Source organism: Nocardioides sp. CPCC 206348, from assembly GCF_048654705.1.
Classification (GTDB): domain Bacteria; phylum Actinomycetota; class Actinomycetes; order Propionibacteriales; family Nocardioidaceae; genus Nocardioides.
The window spans coordinates 7,344-15,723 of record NZ_JBMCZA010000099.1 but is presented as its reverse complement, the minus strand read 5'-3'; the positions used below and the strand labels follow the sequence as shown (position 1 = coordinate 15,723).

Below are 8,380 nucleotides of genomic sequence, written 5' to 3'. Positions count from 1 at the left end.
CGTTTCCTCGTACCGATGCTGGGGATCAGGCCGTCCGGCTGACGGAGTCCTCTAGGTTGACGAGGTGACCGAGCCGGACAACACCGCTGCCGTCCAGACGCTCCGCGTGGAGCGGACCCTGGTGATCGGCCTCAACCGGCCGGGCAAGCGCAATGCGATCAACGCCGAGCTGACCCAGGGCCTCGACGACGCGCTCAACCTGCTCGAGGACGACGACGACCTGTGGTGCGGCGTCCTCACCGGTGGACCGGCGGTCTTCTGTGCCGGAGCCGACCTGGCGGAGGGGCCGGGGGAGCCGACCGAGCGCGGTGGCTACGCCGGGCTCACCTCGCGGGCGCGCACCAAGCCGCTGATCGCTGCCGTCGAGGGGTACGCCCTCGGTGGCGGGTTCGAGCTGGTGCTGAGCTGCGACCTCGTCGTGGCCTCCCGTACGGCGACGTTCGGCTTTCCCGAGGTGAAGCGTGGCCTGCTCGCCGACTTCGGCGGGGTCTTCCGGGCGCCTCGGCTGCTGCCGCCCAACGTGGCCCTCGAGCTGCTGCTCACCGGGGAGTCCCTCGAGGCGGAGCGCGCCGAGCGGCTGGGGTTCGTCAACCGGCTCGTCGAGCCGGGTCTTGCGTTCGACATCGCGCTCGGGCTGGCCGCCACGATCTGTGGCAACGCACCGCTGGCCGCCCGTGAGGCCCTGGCCCTTGCGCGCGCCGAGATCCACGGCGATGAGGCGGCGGTCTGGGAGGCCAGCCATGCCGCGCTGGCCCGGCTGATCGCCTCGGCCGACGTGGCCGAGGGCGTGGCCGCGTTCTTCGAGCGGCGCGAGCCGCGCTGGACCGGCCGCTGAACGAGGCCTACTCGTCGAGGTCGATCCGGACGGTCAGCAGGTCGGTCCCGAGGGTTCGTACGGCGATCGAGTTGAGCCTGGTGGACGGCCGCGCGTGCCCGAGCCAGCGCTGGCGGGCCCGAGGGTCGTCGTCGCCAAGGACGGTGGCCATGCCCTCGCGCCAGTGGCCCCGGACCTTCACCCGCACTCGCGGGTTGGCCTCGATGTTGCGCACGTACGCGGCCCGGCGACCGTGCTCCGCAACGATCCAGAACACGTCGTCGACCTGACCGTCACCGACTGGAACCCTGCGAGCTCGGCCCGAGGTGCGGCCGGTCGTCTCGAGGAGTGCGTATCCCGGCATGCGCCAACCACGCATGAGGACCCAGCGGACGAGTGGATTCGCCATCCGCTTCTGGACGAAGTTCACAGCCCTGTACTTCAGCACCTCCGCATCTTCGTGCACCTCGATGAACAATCCCCCGCACTTCGCACACGGCTGGGAGTCGGGTGTCAGGCTGGACGCATGCGTGAGCGGTGGCGATCAGGCCTGGTGCTGCTGCTCAGCGCCTTGATCTTCGTCGGCATCGTCCTGTTCGCGCCCGGGAGCGAGAACAGCGCGTTCCGCCGGCTGATCGGGATCGGTGACGACCCGCTCGGGACGCCGGCCGACGTCCCGGAGGGCGGGGTGTACGCCTTCCTGGAGCACCAGCGCGGGCAGGCCGACGATCCGGTCGCGTGGGATCCGTGCAAGGAGATCCACTACGAGATCAACCCCGACGGCGCCCCGGACGGTGCCGGCGACACGGTGGCCTTCGTGGAGGCCGCGGTCGCCGAGGTCTCAGGTGTCACCGGCCTGCGTTTCGTGTACGACGGCCGTACGGATCGCCGTCCGAAGTGGGGAGGCGCCTTCGTGCCCCTCGGTGGCAGGCGCCAACCGGTCCTCATCTCGTGGGCGACCGGGTCCGAGGTCGACGAGCTCAAGGGCAACGTGGCCGGCCTCGGCGGGGCTGCTGCCCGCGAGGGTGCCGACGGACGCCTGCGCTACATCACGGGCGGCGTCACGCTCGACAGCAATGCGTTCGCCGACCTCGAGGACGAGCGCGACGGCGAGGCCTACCAGCGGGCGATCCTGTTGCACGAGCTCGGCCACCTCGTCGGCCTGGACCACGTCGACTCCCCGGCCGAGCTGATGTTCGAGGACAACGTCGGGCAGCGCGACTTCGGTCGGGGCGACCTGAACGGACTGGTCCGCCTGGGACGGGGTCGCTGCGCCTGACGCCGGCGTTGTGGCCGCAGCACACCTGGTGCCCGCGCTTTTGTTCCGGTGGCCGTTCCGTCGCTTCCGGAACGGCAGTAGATTCGATGGGTGACCAGCATCGAAACCGCACCCGCAGAGACCGCCGCTGCGACCTTCACGTCGCTCAACCCCGCCAACGGTGAGGTCGTCGGGACGCATCCCATCCACGATGCTGCGCACGTGCAGGCAACCGTGGAGAGCGTGCGCAAGGAAGCGGAGCGGTGGCGCGCGCTGGGGTTCGACGGGCGCAAGAAGGCCCTCGCCGCGTGGCGCAAGGTGATCGCGCGCCGCCTCGACGAGCTCGCGTCCCTGATGTCCCGCGAGAACGGCAAGCCCCACGGTGACGCCCTGCTCGAGGCGTCGCTCGCGATCGACCACCTCGCCTGGGCCGGCAGCCACGCCGAGAAGGTGCTCAAGCGCCGGATGGTGTCGCCGGGCCTGCTGATGGTCAACCAGGCCGCCACGATCGAGTACCGACCGCTCGGCGTCATCGGTGTGATCGGCCCGTGGAACTACCCCGTCTTCACCCCGATGGGCTCCATCGCCTACGCGCTCGCCGCGGGCAACGGCGTGGTCTTCAAGCCGTCCGAGTTCACCCCCGGCATCGGCGAATGGCTGGCCGCGACCTTCAAGGAGGCCGTCGGTCTCGGCGTGTTCCAGGTCGTGACCGGGTACGGCGAGACCGGCGCCGCTCTGACGACGTCCGGTGTCGACAAGGTGGCCTTCACCGGGTCGACCGCGACCGGCAAGCGGGTCATGGCGGCGGCTGCAGCCAGTCTGACGCCCGTCGTCATCGAGGCCGGCGGCAAGGACGCCATGATCGTCGACTCCGACGCCAACATCGCCGAGGCCGTCGACTCCGCCCTGTGGGGCGCGTGCGGCAACGCGGGCCAGACCTGCGCCGGTGTCGAGCGGGTCTACGTCCACGAACAGGTCTACGGCGACTTCCTCAACCAGCTGGTCACCGCGGCCAAGGACGTCAAGGCGGAGCCGGGCGGCCAGCTCGGCCCGATCACCATGCCGTCCCAGGTCGAGATCATCCGCCGCCACATCGACGACGCTCTCGCGCGCGGTGGCCGGGCGGTCGTCGGTGGACCGGTGCCCGAGGGTGCCCGCTACGTGCAGCCCACCGTGCTCGTCGACGTCCCCGAGGACTCCTCCGCCGTCCAGGAGGAGACCTTCGGCCCGACGGTCACGGTCACCAAGGTCCAGAACATGGACGAGGCGATCAGGCTGGCCAACGGCACGTCGTTCGCCCTCGGTTCGACGGTGTTCTCCAAGGACAAGGGCATGGAGATCGCCGAGCAGCTGCGCGCCGGCATGACCGCCATCAACAGCGTGATCTCGTTCGCCGGCATCCCGACGCTGCCGTTCGGGGGCGTCGGTCAGTCCGGCTTCGGACGCATCCACGGCGCCGACGGCCTGCGTGAGTTCACCTACCCGCACGCCATCGCGCGCCAGCGGTTCCGGCCGGCGATCGAGCTCACGTCCTTCCGTCGTACGGACAAGGCGGAGAAGCAGCTCGTCACGATCGTGCAGAAGCTCTACGGGCGCGGGAAGAAGTAGCGCCCCGCGCGAACAGGATCACCGCCAGGCCACCGGCGAAGGTGAACCAGGTGATCTGCTCGGCGAGCAGGAGTGCGGCCCAGGCGATGCTCAGCACCGGCTGGATCAGCTGGACCTGGCTGACCTGGGCCATCGGGCCGAGGGCGAGGCCGTGGTACCAGGCGAAGAAGCCGAGGTACATGCTGATGACCGCGAGGTAGGCGAAGCACGCCCAGACGCCGATCGATCCGGTCGGCGGTTGCTGCGCGACGCTGACCGCGGCCAGCACGGCCATCGCGGGGAGCGCCACCACGAGCGCCCACGAGATGGTCTGCCACGGGCCGAGCTCTTTGGTGAGCAGGGCGCCTTCGGCGTACCCCGCGGCGCACAGGAGGACCGCGACGAACAGCAGTACGTCGGCGCGCTGGAGGTGGCTGACCCCGCCACCCTGTGCCACCGCGAACGCGATCGCGGCCGCCGCCCCACAGGCCGAGAAGATCCAGAAGGCCCGAACCGGGCGCTCGCCGGTCCGCAGCACGGCCATCACCGCGGTGGCCGCCGGCAGCAGGGCGATCACCACGGCACCGTGTGATGCGGGCACCTCGGTCAAGGCATACGACGTCAGCAGTGGGAACCCCGCCACGACACCGCCTGCGACGACGAGCAGCTGCAGCCACTGGCGGCCGCGGGGGAGTGCCTGCCGGGTCACGGTGAGGACGGTGGCGGCCAGGACGGCGGCGACCACGGCGCGGCCCGAGCCGATGAACAGCGGCGACAGGCCGTCGAGTGCGATCCGGGTGAGCGGAAGCGTGAACGAGAAGGCGAGGACACCCAGGAAGCCCCAGCCGAGGCCGGCGGGTGTCGCCGATAGCACCTTGCGCTGCGGAACGATAGCGCTACTCTGTACTGACATGAATGACGATAGCACCTCGCGCATGGTGACGGGCATTCGCGCCTGGATCAGGGACGCGCCCGCCGGAGCCCGGCTGCCCTCGACCCGCCAGCTCGTTGCCGAGTACGCCGCCAGCCCGGTCACCGTCCAGAAGGCACTGCGCCGGCTGGGTGCCGAGGGGCTGCTCGAGACGCGTCCCGGCGTCGGCACGTTCGTCCGCACGGTGCGTCCGAGCCGGGGTCCGGACTTCGGCTGGCAGACCGCCGCCCTGCGTACGCCGCGGTCGGTGATCCCGCGTGTCGCGGGCCCGCTGCAGACCGCGCCGCCTGACGCGCAGGCGCTGCACGCGGGCTACCCCGGCCCGGACCTGCTCCCCGAACGCCTGGTCCGCTCGGCGCTCGTTCGTGCGTCCCGTGGTGCCGCCGCGACGTCCCGCCCCCCGGCCGCCGGACTCCAGGAGCTGCGCGCGTGGTTCGCCGCGGAGCTCGCGGATGCGACCCGGCAGGACCTCGCACCGGTGACGGCCAACGACGTGGTCATCGCGCCGGGCAGCCAGAGTGCGCTGTCCTCGATCTTCCGTTCCCTCGTCGCGCCGGGGCAGGCCCTGCTCATCGAGTCACCGACGTACTGGGGCGCCATCCAGGCGGCCCACCAGGCCGGGGTCGAACCGGTGCCGGTGCCCAGTGACGGCAGCGGTCCGGACCCCGACGAGCTGGACCGGACCTTCCGCGAGACCGGGGCGCGCGCCTTCTACGCGCAGCCCACCTATGCCAACCCGACCGGTGCGCAGTGGAGCGTCGGCCGGGCCGAGGAGATCCTCGAGGTCGTTCGCTCGCACGGGGCCTTCCTCGTCGACGACGACTGGGCCCACGACTTCGGCATCGACACCGACCCGCGGCCGGTCGCCGCGCTCGACGACGGCGGCCATGTCGTCTACATCCGGTCGCTGACCAAGAGCGTCTCGCCGACGATCCGGGTGGCAGCCGTCATCGCCCGGGGTCCCGCGCGGGACCGGATCCTCGCCGACCGTGCCGCGGAGTCGATGTACGTCAGCGGGCTGCTGCAGCAGGCTGCCCTCGAGATCGTCTCGGACCCGGGCTGGCGCACCCACCTGCGGCGCCTGCGCCAGCAGCTGCGCGACCGGCGCGACCTCCTGGTCGACAGCCTGCGCACCCACGCTCCGGACCTGCGCCTCGACCTGGTGCCGCCGGGCGGGCTGCACCTGTGGTGCCGGCTGCCCGACGGCACCGACGTCGACCGCCTGGTCCGCGACTGCGCCAACGAGGGGGTGTGGATCTCGTCGGGCGAGGAGTGGTTCCCGGCCGAGCCGTCCGGCCCGCACGTCCGGCTCACCTTCATCGGTCCGGACCCGGCGGGCTATCCGGACGCCGTCAGGACGATCGCGCGGATGCTCGCTGCGCAGGGGAGCGCGTCGGCCTAGCCGTGCCGGCCGTCGGGACGGCCGTGGGGTCGATCAGCGTTCAACACTGCGATCTTCTGCCAGATCTTGCGCTCCAGGGACACCGTGAGGGTCTCGATGGTGCTGACCGTGTCCAGCACGACCGGGTCGCGCGACTCCTCCGCGCACAGGGCCGCCGCCTTGCCGATCAGGCTGAGCAGCTCCGAGCAGTAGTCCAGGTAGTGCTCGAGCTGTTCGGGTGTCAGGTCCATCTCGACGCTGGCCTCGGTGCTGCGAAACGACGCCCGCAGTCGCTCGGGGTCCTTGGTCAGCTGGTGCATGTCGACGATGTGCGCGAGGGAACGGAGCCGGTGCAGCAGCTCGAGCAGGCTCTCGCGCTGGAGGCGTTCGGGCACGGAGTAGAGGAACCAGATCGCGAACGCCGCGAACACCATGTCGTTGACGGCGCTCTCGAGGACCGGGAGCCACTCGAGTCCGGAGTCGGGCGCGTCCATGGCTGCCGAGCGCACGGCCAGCACCATGACGGTGAGTGCGACGACGATGACGGCGAGGATCCCGAAGCGCGACAGTGGGCGGAGCCAGGACCGGCGGCCCCGCACGTTCCGGGTCGACGTACGGACGTCGGCGACGAGGGTGGCGAGCTCCCCGGCCAGTCCGTGCAGCCCGCGCCCGTGGAAGCGGGCATCGATGCGCTGCTCCAGGCGGCGCACGGTGTCCAGCACCGGTTCCGCCTGCACCTTCTCGTACGAGTAGCCCACGCGCCGCAGCCTAGAGGTGTCGCCTGTTCACCAACGCAGGATCGACAGTCCCGGGACCGACGCGAATGCCTTGTCGGTCGTGACCAGGGTGAGGTTCTCGGTCACGGCCTGAGCCGCCAGCAGGCGATCGAAGGGATCGCGGTGTTCCCAGTCGAGTGACCCCGCGAGCAGCGCGTGGTCCGTGGTGACGGGAAGGGGGAGTGCGGGTAGTGCCGCCAGCGCCTGCTTCCACTGGTCGCGCAGTGCGGCCGCATCGGGGAACTTTCCGAGCCGCACCTTCAACGCAACTTCAAAGGCGGACACGTCCGAGACGAGCCGTCGGGGCGCGTTGTTCAGTGCCTGGGCCACCGCCCGCGGCACCGAGGTGCCCCGGCGCACGGACCAGAAGAAGGCGTGGGTGTCGAGGAGCAGGGTCACAGACCCAGCTCCGCCAGTTCGTCGTCGTCGAGCGGGGCGAAGAACTCGTCCGGAATCGCTGGCAGGTCCAGGAAGCCGAGGGTGACCTCGGGCCGGGTGAAGGGCTCGAGGCGGGCAACAGGCCGCCCACTCCGGGCGATGATGATCTCCTCGCCCGCCTCGACGCGCGCGAGGAGCTTGGACAGGTTCGTCTTCGCTTCGTGGACGTTGATCGTGGCCATGGACTAAGGGTACCGGACTAAGTCCGGTGGCGAGGCGGCGAACATGGAGACGCCGGCGTCGCGCCTACGATGACGCCATGGGTCTCGCCGTGCTCGACTGTGCACATTTCACGGCGGGGGAGTGCCGTTCGTGCACCTGGCTCGGTCGTGGGTACGACGACCAGCTGGCCGCGAAGGACCACGCAGTCCGGACGCTGCTCGGTGCCTCGGCCGTCACCACCGGACTCGTCTGGGACCCGCCCGTGGCCAGCCGCCCGGACGGCTTCCGCAACAAGGCCAAGATGGTCGTCGCCGGCACCGCGGGGGCGCCGACGCTCGGCATCCTCGACCCGACCGGGACCGGGGTCGACCTGCGCGACTGCGCGCTGCACGCGCCCGGGATCGTCGCAGCACTGCCGCACCTCGCCGCGTTCGTGACGCGCGCCGGGCTGGAGCCCTACGACGTGTCCTCCGACCTGCCCGTCGCGCAGCGAGGAGAGCTCAAGCACCTGCTGGTGACCGAGTCGCCCGACGGCGACCTGATGGTCCGCTTCGTGGTGCGCTCCACCAGCACCGAGTCACGCATCCGCAAGCACCTTCCCTGGCTGCGGGAGCAGCTGCCACACCTGAGGGTGGCGACGCTCAACGTCCAGCCCGACCACCGCGCCGTCCTCGAGGGCGAGCGCGAGATCGTGCTGACCGACGCCGACACCCTGCCCATGCGCCTCAACGACGTGACGCTGCACCTGCGGCCGCGGAGCTTCTTCCAGACCAACACCGACGTCGCGTCGGCGCTCTACCGGCAGGCCCGGTCATGGGTGGCATCGCTCGCCCCGACGCGCGTCGTCGACCTGTACTGCGGTGTCGGCGGCTTCGCGCTGCATCTCGCGGCCGACGGGCGGGACGTCACCGGCATCGAGATCAGCGCGGACGCGATCGCCAGCGCCGAGCGCTCACGCGACGAAGCGGCACTGCCCGGCACCGTGCACTTCGAGGTGGGCGACGCCACGGCACCTGACCACGCCGCCCTGCTC

General features: G+C 71.0%; 10 protein-coding genes. 5 read left to right on the top strand and 5 right to left on the bottom strand.

The genetic code is table 11. The features are described 5' to 3' along the window. Positions 1-64 precede the first annotated feature (64 nt). Positions 65-835, top strand: coding sequence for an enoyl-CoA hydratase-related protein (locus tag ACOADB_RS05065; protein ID WP_378596853.1), 771 nt, complete (start codon positions 65-67; stop codon positions 833-835). Positions 836-842: 7 nt separating this feature from the next. Here ACOADB_RS05065 and ACOADB_RS05060 read toward each other — a convergent pair whose 3' ends face one another. Next, complete coding sequence (locus ACOADB_RS05060; protein ID WP_378596852.1) at positions 843-1,262, bottom strand: nitroreductase/quinone reductase family protein; 420 nt, start codon at positions 1,260-1,262, stop codon at positions 843-845. Between the two features lie 78 nt (positions 1,263-1,340). Here ACOADB_RS05060 and ACOADB_RS05055 point away from each other — a divergent pair, with 78 nt between their 5' ends. Both ACOADB_RS05055 and ACOADB_RS05050 read left to right on the top strand, forming a co-directional pair. Then, complete coding sequence (locus ACOADB_RS05055) at positions 1,341-2,093, top strand: matrixin family metalloprotease (RefSeq protein WP_378596851.1); 753 nt, start codon at positions 1,341-1,343, stop codon at positions 2,091-2,093. 90 nt (positions 2,094-2,183) lie between these two features. Then, positions 2,184-3,680 (top strand): aldehyde dehydrogenase family protein, encoded by a 1,497-nt coding sequence (locus ACOADB_RS05050; RefSeq protein WP_378596850.1) that lies wholly within the window; start codon positions 2,184-2,186, stop codon positions 3,678-3,680. Here ACOADB_RS05050 and ACOADB_RS05045 read toward each other — a convergent pair. Next, positions 3,640-4,572: a DMT family transporter gene (locus ACOADB_RS05045; protein ID WP_378596849.1), complete on the bottom strand. Its 933-nt coding sequence runs from the start codon at positions 4,570-4,572 to the stop codon at positions 3,640-3,642. The two genes, ACOADB_RS05050 and ACOADB_RS05045, sit on opposite strands and share 41 nt — an antisense overlap. On the opposite strand from ACOADB_RS05045, the gene ACOADB_RS05040 reads away from it, so the two are divergent. Beyond that, positions 4,571-5,992, top strand: a complete 1,422-nt coding sequence (locus ACOADB_RS05040) for a PLP-dependent aminotransferase family protein (protein ID WP_378596848.1) — start codon at positions 4,571-4,573, stop codon at positions 5,990-5,992. The two genes, ACOADB_RS05045 and ACOADB_RS05040, sit on opposite strands and share 2 nt — an antisense overlap. Here the strand turns inward: ACOADB_RS05040 and ACOADB_RS05035 are convergent. From ACOADB_RS05035 to ACOADB_RS05025, 3 genes are read right to left on the bottom strand one after another with little or no spacing between them, the layout of a single operon-like run. After that, positions 5,989-6,729, bottom strand: coding sequence for a hypothetical protein (locus tag ACOADB_RS05035; RefSeq protein ID WP_378596847.1), 741 nt, complete (start codon positions 6,727-6,729; stop codon positions 5,989-5,991). The two genes, ACOADB_RS05040 and ACOADB_RS05035, sit on opposite strands and share 4 nt — an antisense overlap. Before the next feature lie 27 nt (positions 6,730-6,756). Beyond that, complete coding sequence (locus ACOADB_RS05030; RefSeq protein ID WP_378596846.1) at positions 6,757-7,146, bottom strand: type II toxin-antitoxin system VapC family toxin; 390 nt, start codon at positions 7,144-7,146, stop codon at positions 6,757-6,759. Next, positions 7,143-7,367: a type II toxin-antitoxin system Phd/YefM family antitoxin gene (locus ACOADB_RS05025; protein ID WP_378596845.1), complete on the bottom strand. Its 225-nt coding sequence runs from the start codon at positions 7,365-7,367 to the stop codon at positions 7,143-7,145. The genes ACOADB_RS05030 and ACOADB_RS05025 overlap by 4 nt, the downstream gene beginning before the upstream one ends. Before the next feature lie 77 nt (positions 7,368-7,444). Between ACOADB_RS05025 and ACOADB_RS05020 the strand changes: the two genes are divergently transcribed. Further along, positions 7,445-8,380 (top strand): methyltransferase domain-containing protein (locus ACOADB_RS05020; protein WP_378596844.1); only part of this gene is annotated, 936 nt, incomplete at its 3' end.

Excerpts from the sequence above, each read along its gene's own strand:
- ACOADB_RS05055 (WP_378596851.1), top strand. The coding sequence starts at position 1,341 with ATGCGTGAGCGGTGGCGATCAGGCCTGGTGCTGCTGCTCAGCGCCTTG.
- ACOADB_RS05040 (WP_378596848.1), top strand. The coding sequence starts at position 4,571 with ATGAATGACGATAGCACCTCGCGCATGGTGACGGGCATTCGCGCCTGG.
- ACOADB_RS05045 (WP_378596849.1), bottom strand. The coding sequence starts at position 4,572 with ATGTCAGTACAGAGTAGCGCTATCGTTCCGCAGCGCAAGGTGCTATCG.
- ACOADB_RS05025 (WP_378596845.1), bottom strand. The coding sequence starts at position 7,367 with ATGGCCACGATCAACGTCCACGAAGCGAAGACGAACCTGTCCAAGCTC.